Here is a 16,022-nt window from a genome sequence, read left to right as displayed (position 1 = left end):
AATTCAAAAACTTCTGCCTTCTACCTCCTCTTTCCCAATGCCCAATGCCCAATGCCCAATGCCCGATTCCCCACAAGCACTAGGCTAGGATCTTAGTAATACAAGTCTTCTGATAACCATGAATGGATCAAACCGATTAGACAAGGAATCCTTGCCAATACCCCAACAAGCAGAACATTCCCACCATCACGATACAGACCACGAGCATACAGATCATACTCATGAGGCTGGAGAGTCTGCTCATCCTCACGTCCATAGCGAAGAGTCATTACGGCGAATTGCCAATCGATTATCGCGGATAGAAGGACATGTTCGTGGTATTAAAACAATGGTGCAGCAAAATAGCCCTTGTCCTGATGTTCTGCTGCAAATTGCCGCAGTGCGAGGCGCATTAGATAAGGTAGCGCGAATTGTTTTGGATGAACATTTAACTGAGTGTATTGCTAGAGCTGCACAAGAGGGTAATATTGACGTTGAAATTAAACAGTTAAAAGCTGCTTTAGATAGATTTTTACCTTAATAATTAGAAAAATAATGTAAAATACATTTGCAAAATTGGTGATGCACTAACAGCGATACATCAAAATTCAATAGTGCATCGTGATATTAACACAACATCATGTTGCGAACTAGTAGACAACCTATTTTTATAGACTTTTCCTCCTTTTACCTCGTTCCCATTCAGATGCGGTACAACATTATATCGCAAGGTGTAAGGGCACGGCACTGCCGTGCCCCTACGGGTGTGGTGTACCTCACGTAAACGAGAACCGCTATATACCAATACAGTTAAGATAAGATCAAAACACTTGTAGAGACGGCGATTTATCGCGTCTCAAAAACCTAAAATTTTTGCCAGTAGCCCTTAACCTAAGAGGATGTTTGAAAAGTCCTTCAGCGTGTGTTTCACTACCCTGGCTACCGAGAAACTGCTACGAGAGAATAGGAGTTTTGGGATTTGAGATCCCACCCCTGAGTCGCACTTGAGGCTCAAGCCGACCCTTTTCAAACATCCTCTAAGCGTATTGCGCTATATACAGCAACGATGGTTTTTAGCTAAACTATGAGCAGAAAAAATTATCAATTTTCCTATTCTTTAATTGGCAACCCAGACAAACCACCGATTCTTTTTCTGCACGGCTTCATGGGTAACATAGATGAATTTGATGAAGCCATAAAATTACTATCTGATGAATTTTATTATTTAACACTTGACCTTCCTGGACATGGCAAAACTCAAGTTTTGGGTGGGGACGAGTACTACACAATGGCAAACACTGCTCATGCTTTAATCAATTTACTGGATGAGTTAAAAATGGCTAAATGCTTTTTAATTGGTTATTCAATGGGTGGGAGATTGGCTTTATACCTCACCTTGCATTTTCCCGAACGTTTTCATAAAGTTTTACTAGAGTCAGCTTCCCCAGGTTTGCCAACAGAAGCAGAACGATTAGAACGCATTAAAATGGATACGCAAATAGGCAGAAAATTAACAAGAAGCATTGAAAAAAGTGATTTGAAAGCTTTTTTATCAAATTGGTACAATCAACCGATTTTTGGTTATATAAAAAATCATCCAGAATACGATCGCATGATAAAAAGTCGGTTGCAGAATAATCCACACGAATTAGATAAATCATTGCGCTTCATGGGAACTGGATGCCAACCTTCTTTGTGGCAAAAGTTACAAGAGAATAATATTCCTCTACTCTTACTAGTGGGTGAATATGATAAAAAGTTTATATCTATTAATAACCAAATGGATCAAATATGTGAATTTGCTCAACTAAAAATAATTAGTAATGCTGGACATAATATTCACCTTGAAAATACCTTTGCATTTGTGGAAAACATCAAAGATTTTTTCTATGCAGCAAGTTAAAAATTAGGATAACCTCACTGCTTCCTTGGCAACTTCTTTACTGCCTTGCTAGAAGGAGTTGGCGATGGTGTCATCGGGGCTGTTGGTTGATTAGCTGCGGCCAATTCCTCTTGCAACATTTTCTGATAAACTTTAGGCAGAGAGCTACTAACAGAATTAGTTTCTATACCATATCCTAGACTTGTCCAGGTGGGAGAGAGCCGCCGCAAAACATCATTTAACTTTCCCTGACGCAACAGTTGAGAAATATCAGTTCCCCAAACTTTAGAATCATTTAACCAACGGTAAACTACTACATCTTGATATTCTGCTTCAAAACTATAAGCAGTCCAAAACATCATCTGCATTGGATTTGGATGATAACGGGGGGCTAAACGATACCAAGTAATGTTGATAATTTGATACCTGCCAGCAGCAGTAGAACAATTACCTGTGTTGGGGCCTGTGACAATTGTGACGCATATCTCAGGATGTCGGCTAAGGTCGTTGACTTGTTGCCCACCATACAACAGCGAATAGGGACGATTACCACTCGCCTCACTTGCCGAGATGGTTCGCATTAAAGCGCGGATATAGGGGTCGCCCTGTTTCATCACTAGAGGCGGCTGTTGAACTGCAAAGATGGGATCAGAAGGCGATCGCAAGTCTCCAATATACCATTGCAACAAATACACAAAGCCGAGAAGCGCGGCTATTGGCCCAATAAGTTTTTCAACACCTTTGAATTCAAAGCCTTTCAGAATCCGACTCCTTCAAATTTGTTCTCTTTGCTAACAAAAATCATTGACGAACTTATTCCATTAAAGTTCACACCTAATTGTTAGTTATCATTCCCGACTTTGCTCATTTCTTTAAGAATTAGGAAAAATGAGCATAAAGAGATACTCCCAACAATCTCGACTAAGTATAAACTCAATCGCTTCTTGTAGCATCCTACTTTCGGTAAGAAATCGCTACCTCACTTAAATTGTGCTATTTTCGAGTTGTACTTCTAAAACTGGTTCATTGCTAAACCCCTGCATTTTTAGTGTCGGATAGTCCGATCGCTAACCTATGTTATAATTAAATGATTAATTTTCTAAGTAATTAACTATGACAACAGAAATATTAAAATCTGTTGAACCTACCCTTTACGAAGAAGACTATTATTTGTGGGTAGAAACAACATTTAAACAATTAGAAAATAAAGATATTGAAAATCTGGACTGGCAACATTTAGCAGAAGAAATTGAAGCTTTGGGAATTGAACAAAGACGAAAAGTAGAAAGTTACTTGAAACAATTATTAATTCATCTTTTGCTTTATCGTTATTGGGAAACTCAAAAACAAGATTGTCAACGAGGCTGGCAAATAGAAATAACTAATTTTCGTGATGAACTAGAATTTTATTTTCGTTCCAAAACACTTTATAACTATTCTATTAACTGCTTAGATGCAGTTTATATTAAAGCCAGAAGACAAGCAATTCAAAAAACAGCTTTACAGCCGGGAATTTTTCCAGAAAAATGCCCTTTTACTCCTGAAGAAATTTTCAATAATGAGTACTTTCCAGAGTAAAAGTGATTTTATATCGCTTTTTGTGAAGACGAAAGTAATCAGAGAGCGATCGCTCGTCTAAGTAAGTCGGTGTGAATAATTCAAACTATGTGTTTTCTAATGTAAAATTATTGTAATTCAGTTCCTAGTAAGTACTTCAGTCCTTCTTTTAGGACTAAAGTCCTTACTACAAACGTGCAAATTATTTCCGCCGTTCTACTTATCGTTAATCAGTGTAGGGGTAAAGCGCATTGCGCTTTACCCTTTTGGCTGTGGGATGGAGCGAACATTGATTGACGCGCTCATTCTGGTAAAGTTCACAAAAAACTCTCCGAACGGCACGGAAGCCACTTGGCAACAGATGCGTGGAGGAAGTGCCAACGGCGAATTAATTCGCCGTGAATATTATCCGTGATGTGGATCTTCAATATACCTCTTAATTACATCTGCTGAAACTTGCCCCGCAGTAGAGTAAAAATAGCTGTTAGTCCATAGGCTAGGCAATTTCAATAATTGTGGAAACTCTTTACGCAATATATAAGATGAGCGTCCTTTAAAGGCTTTTACTATCTGGTTAATAGCAATATCTGGTTGATGTTCTACAAATAAATGTACATGATCAGGAGCGACTTCTAACGCTAAAACATCCCAGTCTTTTTCCAGGGCTAGCTCATTAATTATTTGTCGAAGGCGTTTAGCTATCTCTCCGGTCAAAACCTTTTTTCTGCGCTTAGGAATCCATACTAAATGAACTACTGCATTCCCCTTTGAGTGATTACCATTTCTGTACTCCAAAGTAGTTTTCATGTCGTTTATTCTGACCTATTGACAAATATAGCTTAACTCAGCTATAGTTGATAGGTCAAGACAAACGACAAAGGATTAATTTAAAGGTGTACGGATGTCAGCAAGTTTTAATTAACCAAGACTTGGATTTAAAAGCCTTGCTTGAATTTGTTTGCATAGAAGCGAATAGCTTAATAAACTGTGGAATTTATTACAGTCGTCAACTTTATTTCAAAACTGGCAAGTTACCAAGTAAAGCTGATTTGCACAAAGAGATAGGAACTCTTCAAAAGAACAAACATTATCAAGCTTTGTATTCAGATACAGCACAACAGATATTAACAGGCGTTGCTGAATCTTTTAAGTCTTTTGTTGGGTTATTGAAAGGCATAAAAAACGGTACAGTAGCTCAAAAGCCAAAATTGCCAAATTATAGAACATCTGGTGGTTTAGCAGTTGCTACTTTTACTGGACGATCCATAAAACTAAAAAATGGGATGCTGAGATTTCCTTTAGGAAGTTTGGTAAAAACTTGGTTTGGTGTTGATTCTTTTTATCTACCAATGCCGTCAAATTTAGATTTCAAGGATATCAGGGAGGTTAGAATACTACCAAGAAACAGATGCTTTTATGCTGAGTTTGTCTATAAAACAAACACAACAATTATTGAACTTGATAAGTCTAAAGTACTTGGAATTGACCACGGTATCGATAACTGGTTGACTTGTGTATCGAATACTGGAACATCCTTTATCGTTGATGGATTACATCTCAAAAGCATTAATCAGTGGTACAACAAATCAGTTGCTAACATAAAAGAAGGAAAACCACAGGGTTTTTGGTCAAACCGACTTGCGGCAATTACAGAAAAACGTAATCGGACAATGCGAGATGCTGTTAATAAAGCTGCAAGAATCGTAATCAACCATTGCATAGACAATAAAATCGGTACTGTTGTCTTTGGATGGAATGAGGGGCAAAAAGACGGTGCTGATATGGGTAAAAAGAACAATCAAAAGTTTGTTCAAATACCAACAGCTAAACTCAAAAGACGCATAGCTCAATTATGCGAACAATACGGTATTGTTTTTGTTGAAACAGAAGAGAGTTATACCTCCAAGAGTTCGTTCATCGATAATGATTTTCTGCCTAAATTTGGTGAAAAACCCGAAGGGTGGAAAAGCAGCGGTCTTCGGATTACTAGAGGTCAATTTCAAACCTCAACTGGAATCAAAATAAATGCGGACTGCCACGGTGCGGTTAACATAATCAAGAAAGTAGCTGCGATATTTAAGTTTGACTTAAGTAGAGTAAGTAGAGGTTGTTTAAGTCAGCCTAAGAAAGTTCGATTATGGACTCTTCAGAAATCCCCGTCGCTTCAGCGCGGGGAAGCTTAATCCAATAGAAACCGACTGTTCGTAGGGGCACAGCATTGCTTATTAGTGTCAACTTAACGTGAAAGCCAGCCTAGAACCAGCTTTTAGATATTGTCTCGTTGTCTCGTTCCCAGCCTCTGGCTGGGAATGCCGTCCTAGAGGCTCCGCCTCCCTTGCTGGCGGCAGAGCCGCCAAGAGCAGCATTTCCAGCCTAGAGGCTGTAAACGAGGTTTTAAGAGGATTTGCGCTTAAGTTGACACCTATGAGCATTGCTGTGCCCAAAGCGCGTTTTTTATCCAAGCAAGACACGCTATAAGAGTTTTAACCCCTAACTCCCCACTGGTTGATTACGCGACGTTAGCAAATAATTCCCCAAAAGTTTTGGAAGTAGCTTCCGGTTTGGCAACAATCTCGACAATTTTATTGCGTGCATCTGCTTCAAACAACGCCTCAACAGCAACTTGGGCGACTTTTTGCCTGGGTATACTACCGTCAAACAGTGTATCAGCACTCTGCATCACGATCGCATCGGAGTTATCTTCATTCTTCAACCCACCAGGCCGCACAATCGTATAGGTAAGACCACTTTTCTGGATGTACTCTTCAGCTTGTTTTTTCCACACTAAAATCAGCCAAAACAAGTTCAGTGGATGGAATAACTGGGAAGTACATAAAGAAGAAACTAAGACAAAATGCTCAATTCCCTTTGCCTTAGCAGCTTCTACTAAATTTTTAGTCCCTTCAAAATCTACTTTATAGGGGCCAGTGGGGTCAAAACTAGGTTTTGCACCAGTTGCAACTAACAGAACTGTGCTATCTCCCAACGCAGCAGTTAAACTTTCTGGTTGTAATACGTCGCCTACAACTAATTCGGCTTCAGGAGAGAGAATACCCCTAGCTTTCTCTATATCCCGCACCAAAGCGCGGACGGGAATATTCCGCGCTATCAACTCTTGCACAATCCGGCGACCTGTTTCACCCGTTGCCCCTGCTACAAATGCTTTCATGAGAAATGCTATCCTGGGAAACTATTGTGTGCTTGTTCAGTTCTTTATTTTAGTAATTCTATGGACTTGATGGTAGATTAATGAGGTTTCGGTAAAAATGGGATATTAGTGTGAAATGACCCAGGAATGTGGGGAATTATTAATATAGACGAACGCTAAAATATACATTAATGCATTTATGCTTTCAAAAAAAAGCGAATATAAATCCTGGGAAATAACAGAAGCAGTTTTACCTGTAGCTTCCAGCCAAGAAGCAGCCCAGGACACATTAACACAAGCAAATGTAGCGCCGGTCACAAAATTTTCCGGTCGTTATCAAGATTTTATGGAAATGCCTGCCCCAGCAGAGAAGGTTGCCCAGTATCTTAATAATCACGCCTCATGGTTTTCGCGTTGCGCTGAACCCATGAAGGTGCAATTACTTGGGGAAAATGGCTACGCTTTAGTAATTGGTCGTTTTGGTGCTTTTGGTTATGATGTAGAACCTAAAATTGGTTTGGAATTGTTGCCTCCAGACGAGGGTATTTACCGCATCCGTACAATCCCTATCCCTGACTACCAACCGCCTGGTTATGACGTAGACTATCGGGCATCTCTACAGTTAATAGAAAACCATACTTCCACTAGCATTGGTGAAATTACCAGAGTTGAATGGGAATTGGATTTAATAGTTGATTTGCACTTTCCCAGGTTTATTCAGCGATTACCCAAGTCTATAATTCAATCTACAGGCGATCGCTTACTTAACCAAATTGTCCGCCAAGTCTCCCGCCGCTTAACTCGCAAAGTTCAAGAAGATTTTCATAAATCTTTAGAAATACCCTTTCCTGGGAATTCCAAACAAAAGCGCTGAGTCAACAATCCTTTGTCATTTCTCATCTACTAATGACAAATGACAAAGCGCAAAGTCTGATCGCCGGAAGCCGGCGCTCAGAACTTTGTAAGAGAGGACAAATCACAAAGGACTATGCTTTAGTAAGAATTCTTTGGACAATTTGCACACCAGTGACAGCCTGCCAAGCAAAAAGCCCTAAAAGGGTAAAATTCACCAGAATGTGAGTTGCCCGTGCCCAATTTGCCCCTTTTTGCATATAAGGCGACAAAGCAGCAGAGAATGCAATCATACCCGTCATACCCAGTCCTGCCAGCAGGTGAGGCGCGACAAATAACTTGCCATTATTGATGTAAGTGACACCCATCCCTCCAATTGCACCTACCACCATCAAAGCTAGGAGTATAGACCCGATTTGGTAGTGTCTGACGTTATATTTACCTTTAATCAGTTCTTTCTTTTCTTCCCCCTGAGCATTTCTGGTACGCTGTACTTGCAGCCCTAAGTAGGCAGCATAAATTGAAAGTACTAATAGCGCCCACATCAGCACCGGATGAAAGAAGTTCAGCCAATATTTTATCGACGCAGAAAGTTCCAGACTCATCGTGTTCTCGCCCAATTATTAAATCTTCATAAAAATTAGCATAATTCTATTTTCTGTGCTTAAAGTTGCACAAATAAAAAGAGGCTAAGAAAGAGAAGAATTTTCATCAACCCAATAGCTAGAATGTTTGCCAAGACTGCTTCTATTGAATTTTAATTTAGAATGAGTGAATTTTGAATTGCATAAACCTCTTGCCAAAGTGGATAAACAATCTCAGACTAAATTTTGAGGGTAGACGAACAAAACCCCCTGTGTGGGATCTCATCCATGACTGAAAACAACGATACTTTGCTGCTACAAGCAGCTAAAAACGGGGATATTAAGCATCTGTGTGCGCTACTGGCTGCTGGTGCGAGGGTGGACCTGTGCGATCGCCTTGGCACGACAGCGTTAATGTTTGCTTCTAATTTAGGCTACACCGAAATTGTGCGATCGCTGCTAGATGCTGGAGCAAATATCAACTTGCCCAGAAAACTCTATGGTTTGACGGCTTTAATGTTGGCAGCTAGTGCCAAACAGCTTGACATTTTGCAGCTTCTACTATCCAAAGGTGCTGATGTCAATGCCACTAATGAAGATGGCAGCACAGCTTTAATGGCAGCTGTAGTTAAAGGTCATGTCGATGTAGTACAAGTCTTATTGGCTGCTGGTGCAAAGGTGGATATCGCAGATAAAGATGATGATACTGCGTTGAAACTCGCCATTAAGCAGGGACAAATAGAAGTTTTACAAGCAATTCTCCAAACTGGTGTCGATGTCAATATCCGAGATGAGGAAGGTGAGACACTCTTAACATTAGCAGCAGATTTAGGACATCTGGAGGTTGTGGAAGCACTGCTAGCAGCCGGGGCTGATGTGAATGTGAGAAACGCCGATGGTGGAACAGCCCTATCGGCAGCAGTAGCAGCTGGACACAGTGCGATCGCAGCAGCTTTACTAGATCGAGGTGCCCAAATTAATCTCCAAGACCAAGATGGTGAAACAGCCCTACACCTTGCCGTTGTGGAAGGCTACATTGATGTCGTGCAAGTGTTGCTTAACAGGGGTGCAAATGTCCAAATTAGGAACCACCTGGGTGATACGCCACTGCTTGTAGCAGCGTTGCAGGGACACAGCCATATCGTCGAAGCATTGCTGCGTTCCGGGGCAGATATTACTGACAAAAACCTCGGTGAAGTAGCTTTGACGCTGGCTGCATCACAGGGACACAGCGAAACAGTGAAAGTGCTGCTAGAGTATGGTGCTGATATCAACACTCCGGGCGATGATGGTAAAACTGCTTTAATTAAGGCAACCGAACGCAAGCACACAGAGATAATACATTTGTTGCTGGCAAAGGGGGCAGATGTGAATTTTCAAGACTCAGCGAAGGCAACAGCATTGATGTGGGCTGCCTCAGTAGGTTACGGCGAAATTGTGCAGTTATTACTTCAAGCTGGGGCAGATGTGAATTTGAAAAACCGGGGTGGTTATACTGCTTTAATGATTGCAGAATTTAATGGTTATAAAAATGTGGTGCGGAGTCTGCAAAAAGCTGGGGCGCAAGAATAGTCATTTGAATACTTAAATACCAGGGAGATTTAAAAAACCAAGTCCGGGCGTAAGAAACAAAGAAAGCAAAACTCCGTCGTAGCTGTTGTGAACTTGCTACGGCGGAGAAAGTAAAAATTAAAACGCTAAGAGGGAGCAGGCCAAACGCTTGCGTCACAAGGATAGAAAGAAAGCAAACATGAAGAAGTAAATTTACCTTTTACTTTTTACCTTGTACATTTTACCTAGTTTCCCCCTTGGCGTTTCCTACTGTGCTAGATGTGCAAAATATATAGTTTTTACTTGAACGGAAAAGTATTCTAAGGATCATTTTTTATGTATTATAGCGTTTCCCAGGCAACTGAGGTACAACCAAATCTTGCTCACCAAGGTTAATAGCTTTAAAAACGTACCTCACTAGGTCGGGAACCACTATATCTTAAAGGGTAAATACAAAAAATTTAGCCAAAAAGGTTAATGTGCGACCATTTAGGCGATCGCTACAGAAATTCCAAGAAAAAATAAAAAACTCCATCCCGCAAGTGGCGTGGAGTTTTTGGGCATGGGAAAGAGTCACCAAGGCCCTATACACCAAGTCGCCGGGCGGCTATCCCTCTCTACCCACCAGGGGATGGAGTTTCCCGCCGACTTTCAATCCTAATTTCCAAAGCGGACTATGGTGATTTTAAAAGTTTAATGGCTCAAATTATGGCTGAGGAATTAGGAAATGGTCGGTTTAAAAAGACTCATCTACAACTCTGGGATAATTTTCTCACCAGTATTGGAATAGAACCCCAAATTTTTTCAGATTCTCTTCATCCAGAAAATTTTAATTTGCTAGCAGAACTAAAACAGCTAACCTTAAACAAGCCAATAGGTTACGTCATTGGGCTGTGTGGCATGGGTGGCGAGTGTTTGTGTCAGATTTATTTAACTGCTATGTATAAATACATAACTCTCAATCCTTATATTCAGAGCAATAAAGAAACTATAGATTGGGAATTTTGGAATATTCATATTGGTGAAGAAGATATCCGTCACCGTGTCATGGTGAAGAATGCCATCAATGAAATTATCCAAGCTGAACCGAGTCATTTACCAGATTTAGCTGCTGGTTATCAAAAAGCTAAATCAAATTGGGATGAATTCTGGGGAAATAACTACAAATTGGCTGAGAGGGTGAAATTAACAGCAGTGCAATAAATAATCTAAAACCCAATCAGCAAAACAGCTTTCCTTTTCTGTCTATAAAATTTGCATAACGACTAGTGTCATATCATCAGTGTTTTGCTTATCAGCACCAATGAATTGCTCAACTTGGTCAAATAGGTAATCGACAATTTCCTCTGGGCCATTGCAGTACTTGCAAGCCGTATTGAAGCCAGCGACAAAGTTATCTTCATCGAAGCGATCGCCACTAGCAGCTGCGGCATCGGTCAAGCCATCTGTATAGTAAATAATTGTATCTCCAGGCTCTAACTGTGCCTGGGCATCTTCATATTGGCTGTTAGCATCCAAACCGATTAGCATCCCTAGAGTATCTAAACGGCTGACAGTTTTCGTGGCTGCGTGCCACCACAAAGGAGGATTATGTGCCGCATTGCTATAAGACAAAATTCGGCTGTGGGGATTATATTCTGAATAAAATAGCGTTACAAAGCGGTGGGAATTTTCCAAATCCGCATACATAACTCTATTTAAGTTTTGTAGAATTCTGGCAGGAGAATTACCATGTAGCACTTCTCCCCGTAACATTCCCCGCATCATCGTCATAATCAGCCCAGCAGGGACACCTTTGCCCATAACATCTCCAATAACTAAACCCCAGCGACTAGTTTCCGTGCTATCTTTGGTCTTGGGCTGAATCTTATTGTGATTGGTAGCAATAAAGTCGTAGTAGTCTCCGCCGACACGATTGGCAGGTTTACAGCGTGCCGCTAGGACTGCACCAGGGATTGTGGGACATTGACGTGGCAGAAGTCGCCGTTGAATTTCTGCGCCAATTTCTAGCTCTTGATCTAGGCGTTCTTTTTTTCTTAGTTCTACAGCTAGTTCATCGTTTTCGATCGCAACGGCTGTTTGGTCTGCTACTAACCTAACTAATTTTTGCCTCGTTTCTGTCCAACTATATTCTGGATCGCGGCTCAAAACATAGAGCCATCCCCGTTCTGTATGCTTCACCAGAATCGCCGTACCAAAGATTTGCACATCTGGCCCCAAATAGCGATGCATCTGGTCATCCAAAATCCCCGTGGCATTTGCTAGAGGGGCAGCATTGGGTAGAAGTGTGATTTGACTGCTGGCTATTTCTAGCGCTTTGCGGATATTTTTTCGCTGGCCACTATCTTGCCAATGTAACTGCTCTAATCTTACTTGACCATTAGGTTTGTAGAGAAACAGGGCGCTGCCGTCTGCATCTGTCACTCTTGTTGCCATCAGTGGGATCAGTTCCAAAAACTGATTCAAATTATTGAAACTTCTCAGAGCAAATCCTAAAGAACTTAGCAAATCTTGAATTTTGTTCTGTTCCCGGTGCAACCTTGCTACGAGTTCTTTGAGTGCTACGACTGGTGTGACATCTGTCGCGGCACTACTATTGTTGTCAGTGGGTTGAGAGGGCAGTTGAGACACAGGCACAGGTACTATTGCACTTTATATTGGCAGATTTTAGATTACTTATAAATCTTTTGGCTTTGGCATTGCTAAACCATATTTAGATAAGACTTGTCACTTTAGCAAGAGTATAAAGACGTAACAAGCAACTTTTATCAGTATTTTATTTGCTTATTGTATTTTTGATGGAAAATTTGTAATTTAAAATCATGTATTTTTAGCCAAAAACCAATCCGTAAGAATTACTAGATTCAGTCATAGTTAAGAAAGCTTTTCATTTTTTCATAACTTAATTACCAAAGCATATCTCTAAAGTCATAAAAATACTTTATCAAAAGAATAATTTATAACGCTTTCATAGTAACTGTTTGGGTAGAGGTAACTAAGAAACTGGAAGTTTTTTGAGTGAAAACCTAGATTTATTACAGAAAATATTTGTAGATACTTTCGCAAGTAGGATCTGAGAATACACCTGGGAGTGTTGAATTAGCTCACTTACACCAATTCGCTTTTTGAGTCCACAGTGGACGATTTTCCGAAGTTCTGATGGTCGGAAGCTGTCCTTTTCTTAATGTCGGCCCTGGGCAAACGGATGATGCTCGTACTGCCAATACGGTTCGGTTAGCTTGTTTACCCTGCGAAGATCCCCCGAACCCCCCGATAAATTGGGGGGCTAATTTCCTCTTTTACTCCCTTAAAAAGGGGGTCGCCACAGGCGGTGGGATCTTATCCGAACCGTATTGCTCGTATTCCTACTCTTAAGTAACTTAGGTGCAGTGTGGAGTTTTGCCAACTCGCTAACGCAGTTCTTTCGATCTAAGAATACAAGTTGCCATAGCCAACACCAATAACCTGCAAAGGCAAACCCCCCACAGTGCTGGACTTTGTGCTGGCTCCCCAACGCACTGCTCACCGCTCAGACTGCTGTCCATCTTGCAATAAGTTGTATTTGTGGGGGTGAGCGTCTCGCTTGCCCTTTAAATTGCTGCAAGATGGAAACTTCGGGGGTTTTGTGTGTTGCGTCTAAATGCCCATTCAGAGCATGAAAAAAGGCATTAGCTTGAAATTTTAGCAAAAGTTATCCATTTATTGTGACAAACTTATGATTTATAGCACTTGATCTGTTTCTAATGAGTTCAAGTGATAATACCAGATAGTCATCCCTAAATTTATCAGTTGTCAAGAAAAATATTTAACTCCAAATTTTTCAATTAGCCGCTCAAGAGAGCTTCGACAAATTCATAGCTAGAAAAGGGGCGCAGGTCTTCAATTCCTTCGCCAGCACCAATAAAGCGAATGGGTAAACCTAGCTGTTGTACAACGGCAAGGGCAACGCCGCCTTTGGCTGTACCATCGAGCTTAGTTAAGACAACGCCACTTAATTGGGCAGCTTGGGAGAAAACTTCGGCTTGCCGTAGTCCATTTTGTCCTAAAGTGGCATCTAGAACCAAAAGAGATTCTACTTTGGCATTTGGGGCTTTTTTGTCGATAATTCGCCGAATTTTGCTAAGTTCGTCCATTAAATTTTTCTTGTTTTGCAGTCGCCCAGCTGTATCAACCAGAAGTAATTCGGTTTGACGCGCTTGAGCGGCTGCGATCGCATCAAATACAACTGCTGCCGGATCTGTATTTTTTCCCGGATTGGAAATTACCTCCACACCGCTTCTACTACCCCAAACCTTCACCTGTTCTACGGCGGCGGCGCGGAAGGTGTCTGCTGCCCCAATCAGGCATTTATAACCAGATTTTTGTCCCAGGTGGGCAATTTTGCCGATGGTGGTGGTTTTACCGGCACCATTCACCCCAGTGATTAACCAGATATTCAAGGTTTCTTTTTCTGGGGTAAAGGTAGTTTTCTGGGATGCTTTGCTTGGCGCATCCAGCATATCCCGGAGAATTTTTTTCAAGTAAGCGATCGCTTCTTCAGGTGCAGTAACTTCTTCTCGAAGTTTTGTCTGTAGGGCATTGATAATAAAGTCTGTCGCTTCTACACCCACATCAGCTTGCAGGAGCAATGCCTCAATTTCTGTCACAGCAGCTTGATTTAGCGGCCCTTGACCAACGATCGCCTTCAGTTGGTTAAGAATGCTACGACGAGTTTTATCTAACCCTTGCCGGAGCTTTTTCAGCCAGGTAATTTCTTCAATAGAAACGTCTTCTGGACTTCTACCTTGAGCTGCTAAAACTTTTGCCGACCAGACAAACCCATCATCAAATACCAGTCCGGGAATTTCTTCTCCTGTCTCTGAAGTTGCAGCTACTGGCTGTACTACCTCTGGTTCTGGAACTTCAATGGCCGTGGCCATTAGTTGTTCCAGCTTGGCTTGCCGTTCTGCCGCCGCCCGTTCTAAGAAGGATAGTGCTGTTGGCTGTGTTGCCTCTGGCGTAGCTACTGGTTCGGTGGGCGTTGGTTCAGCTTCATTTATTGTGAGTTCTGGGCTTGTGACATCTTGATCAGCAATTGCTGCTACTGAGGAATCTTCTGTACTTTCTTCCTCAGTAGCAGCTTGGATAACTTCTGGCTGTGCTGTTTCTACCTTTGTACTAACAGGTTCCTCAATTGCTTCTGGTTCGGTAATTTCCGCAATTGCCGTTTCTGCGGGTTCAGGTTGTGCTGATGCTACTGAGGCATCTGCTGAATTAGCCGGGGTTTCTACTACCTCGGCTTGTTGTTTTTGCTGAATATTTTTGTAAGCAGCTTTAGCAAACGCTAACAAGTCTGTCGTTGTGTCTGGAGCAGTTTCAGTAGTTGGTCTTGACGTTTCGGCTGGCTCTGGCTGAGGTTCTTGTGCAGGAGGAGTTTCTTCCTGTTTATTATCAGAGGGAGTGTCAGAGGAATCGTTATATTTACGACGGAACCAATTAAAAACCATTGCAGCAGTATTGGTTATATGAGTTTAATAGTTATAAGTTTTGAGTTTAATTTAACTTAGGGCATTGGGCATCGGGCACTTGTACTGAGCGTTCGCGTAGCGTCTCGTAGAGAAGTCGAAGTATTGGGCATTGGTCAATAATCAATAGTTCTTTTTCCCCTGCTCCCTCATCTCCCTCATCCCTCTCACTTTGGCAAGTCAAAAAGGCTATGCTGTTTTTTTCTGCTCAGTGACTCGGCGCAAAACACCGTTAATAAACCGATGACCATCGTCTCCACTGTAGCGTTTGGCTAGTTCCACAGCTTCGTTGATGGCGATACTGTCTGGAACTCCTAAAAACTTCATTTCAGCCACAGCGATTTGCAAGATATCGCGGTCTATTTGGGCGAGGCGAGTTACTTGCCAATCTACTAAGGCAGTAGAAAGGAGTTCATCTATAATCTGTCGATTTTCGTTGACGGTAATCACAAGCTCTTTAGCGTAATTCCGTACTCCCTTGTCCTGATTAGCTAACTGAATTAATACTGGAAAATCAACTGCCGTACCCAACTGATTGATTGCTGTCTGGGTGCAGGCGATCGCTTCTTGCAGCATTGTTCTGGCACTATTGAGATCGGAGGCCCGAGTTTGGCTACTTAAGAGGCGATCGTTACTGCGTTGCAGTTCACCTGCGGCATTATCGAGGGTATCTTGCACTTCTGAGGTCAAAGTGCGTACTGCTCCTAGCAGCAATTTGGATACTAGTTGATCGTCTTCCAACTTATCTAATTTTTTTGGGTTGACTGGCAATTGGCTAAGGCTTAAAAGCGCCAATTCACGAGCAATTTGCTGGGGTTTCCGAGGTTGCATAAAACTGAGGGGTGATTAGGTGATAACAGATTAACTAGACGGGGCAAACTTGCAATCATATCAAATTTGGTACAGTCAAACAACAAAATTACGCTAAGAAGGTACTGGATACTGGGTACTAGGAAAGAAATTAT

The 16,022-nt window shown here is 41.5% G+C and carries 14 protein-coding genes; 7 read left to right on the top strand and 7 right to left on the bottom strand.

All coding sequences use genetic code 11. From position 1 onward, the window contains the following. Positions 1–118 precede the first annotated feature (118 nt). Positions 119–520, top strand: a complete 402-nt coding sequence (locus D1367_RS13710) for a metal-sensing transcriptional repressor (protein ID WP_118166944.1) — start codon at positions 119–121, stop codon at positions 518–520. Between the two features lie 543 nt (positions 521–1,063). Beyond that, positions 1,064–1,882: a 2-succinyl-6-hydroxy-2,4-cyclohexadiene-1-carboxylate synthase gene (gene menH, locus D1367_RS13705; protein ID WP_118166943.1), complete on the top strand. Its 819-nt coding sequence runs from the start codon at positions 1,064–1,066 to the stop codon at positions 1,880–1,882. 14 nt (positions 1,883–1,896) lie between these two features. Here the strand turns inward: menH and D1367_RS13700 are convergent, their stop codons facing one another. Beyond that, complete coding sequence (locus tag D1367_RS13700; protein WP_118166942.1) at positions 1,897–2,556, bottom strand: glycoside hydrolase family 24 protein; 660 nt, start codon at positions 2,554–2,556, stop codon at positions 1,897–1,899. A gap of 418 nt (positions 2,557–2,974) precedes the next feature. Here D1367_RS13700 and D1367_RS13695 point away from each other — a divergent pair, with 418 nt between their 5' ends. Then, the gene (locus D1367_RS13695) at positions 2,975–3,439 is read left to right on the top strand and encodes a DUF29 domain-containing protein (RefSeq protein WP_118166941.1); all 465 of its coding nucleotides are present in this window, start codon (positions 2,975–2,977) and stop codon (positions 3,437–3,439) included. 384 nt (positions 3,440–3,823) lie between these two features. On the opposite strand, the gene tnpA is transcribed toward D1367_RS13695, so the two are convergent. Continuing rightward, the gene (tnpA, locus tag D1367_RS13690; RefSeq protein ID WP_118166940.1) at positions 3,824–4,225 is read right to left on the bottom strand and encodes an IS200/IS605 family transposase; all 402 of its coding nucleotides are present in this window, start codon (positions 4,223–4,225) and stop codon (positions 3,824–3,826) included. 47 nt (positions 4,226–4,272) lie between these two features. On the opposite strand from tnpA, the gene D1367_RS13685 reads away from it, so the two are divergent. Continuing rightward, complete coding sequence (locus D1367_RS13685; RefSeq protein WP_228674891.1) at positions 4,273–5,601, top strand: RNA-guided endonuclease InsQ/TnpB family protein; 1,329 nt, start codon at positions 4,273–4,275, stop codon at positions 5,599–5,601. A gap of 326 nt (positions 5,602–5,927) precedes the next feature. Here D1367_RS13685 and D1367_RS13675 read toward each other — a convergent pair whose 3' ends face one another. Next, positions 5,928–6,587 carry an NAD(P)H-binding protein gene (locus tag D1367_RS13675; RefSeq protein ID WP_118166938.1) on the bottom strand — a complete coding sequence of 220 codons (660 nt, stop codon included), beginning with the start codon at positions 6,585–6,587 and terminating at the stop codon, positions 5,928–5,930. 178 nt (positions 6,588–6,765) lie between these two features. Here D1367_RS13675 and D1367_RS13670 point away from each other — a divergent pair, with 178 nt between their 5' ends. Beyond that, entirely contained in the window at positions 6,766–7,440 is a 675-nt protein-coding gene (locus D1367_RS13670) for a DUF1997 domain-containing protein (RefSeq protein WP_118166937.1), read from the top strand. Positions 7,441–7,552: 112 nt separating this feature from the next. Here D1367_RS13670 and D1367_RS13665 read toward each other — a convergent pair whose 3' ends face one another. Beyond that, a complete protein-coding gene (locus tag D1367_RS13665; protein ID WP_118166936.1) occupies positions 7,553–8,023 on the bottom strand; it encodes a DUF4079 domain-containing protein in 471 nt (156 codons plus the stop codon). A 267-nt stretch (positions 8,024–8,290) separates the two neighbouring features. Between D1367_RS13665 and D1367_RS13660 the strand changes: the two genes are divergently transcribed. Next, positions 8,291–9,574, top strand: coding sequence for an ankyrin repeat domain-containing protein (locus tag D1367_RS13660; protein WP_118166935.1), 1,284 nt, complete (start codon positions 8,291–8,293; stop codon positions 9,572–9,574). A gap of 675 nt (positions 9,575–10,249) precedes the next feature. Beyond that, complete coding sequence (locus D1367_RS13655; RefSeq protein ID WP_244945003.1) at positions 10,250–10,756, top strand: iron-containing redox enzyme family protein; 507 nt, start codon at positions 10,250–10,252, stop codon at positions 10,754–10,756. A gap of 42 nt (positions 10,757–10,798) precedes the next feature. Here the strand turns inward: D1367_RS13655 and D1367_RS13650 are convergent, their stop codons facing one another. From D1367_RS13650 to nusB, 3 genes are all read right to left on the bottom strand, one after another. After that, positions 10,799–12,190: a PP2C family protein-serine/threonine phosphatase gene (locus tag D1367_RS13650; protein WP_118166933.1), complete on the bottom strand. Its 1,392-nt coding sequence runs from the start codon at positions 12,188–12,190 to the stop codon at positions 10,799–10,801. Positions 12,191–13,377: 1,187 nt separating this feature from the next. Then, entirely contained in the window at positions 13,378–15,039 is a 1,662-nt protein-coding gene (gene ftsY / locus D1367_RS13645; protein WP_118166932.1) for a signal recognition particle-docking protein FtsY, read from the bottom strand. A gap of 207 nt (positions 15,040–15,246) precedes the next feature. Next, positions 15,247–15,888, bottom strand: a complete 642-nt coding sequence (gene nusB, locus D1367_RS13640) for a transcription antitermination factor NusB (RefSeq protein WP_118166931.1) — start codon at positions 15,886–15,888, stop codon at positions 15,247–15,249. Between the last annotated feature and the right edge of the window lie 134 nt (positions 15,889–16,022).

The sequence above is a fragment of the Nostoc sphaeroides genome, from assembly GCF_003443655.1.
GTDB lineage: Bacteria > Cyanobacteriota > Cyanobacteriia > Cyanobacteriales > Nostocaceae > Nostoc > Nostoc sphaeroides.
This window is presented reverse-complemented; position numbering and strand designations above follow the sequence as displayed.